We start from the raw sequence: 381 nt of genomic DNA, 5'->3' as shown, positions 1-381 counted from the left end.
TGACCCTGAGCAACAATGCCCAGGTCACCATCAAGGCTGGCGAGACCAGCGCGCCTTACGAGCACGCGGCACAGGGCGATGACGTCTATCTGGACAGCGGCGAAATCACCCTCGGCATCAAGTCGGCTGTGGATATCGACGGCCGTACCTTCGAAAACCTGCAATTGGGCGGTGATGCTTCGGTTCAAGTGACCGACACCCTCGACGAAGTGGTAGCCAAACTGACCGCCACGCCTTCGGTCACCGAAGGCGGTGAGATCACCTACACCATCACCCTGACCAACAAAGACGGTCTGCCGATCAACAACCACTCGGAGCTGTACTTCAAGCTGACCGATGGTACGACTGTCGTCGTCGCAGCCAACAGCACCACCGGTTCCG

General features: G+C 59.1%; 1 protein-coding gene. It reads left to right on the top strand.

Translation table 11 applies throughout. The annotated features are described in order from the left end of the window. On the top strand, nt 1-381 hold a 381-nt coding region (locus DM807_RS00730; protein WP_179026946.1), incomplete at both ends, for an immunoglobulin-like domain-containing protein.

Source organism: Pseudomonas hunanensis (assembly GCF_013393325.1).
In the GTDB taxonomy this organism is placed as follows: Bacteria; Pseudomonadota; Gammaproteobacteria; order Pseudomonadales; family Pseudomonadaceae; genus Aquipseudomonas; species Aquipseudomonas putida_P.
The sequence above is the reverse complement of the archived record's forward strand: the minus strand, read 5'-3'. Positions and strand labels throughout refer to the sequence as shown.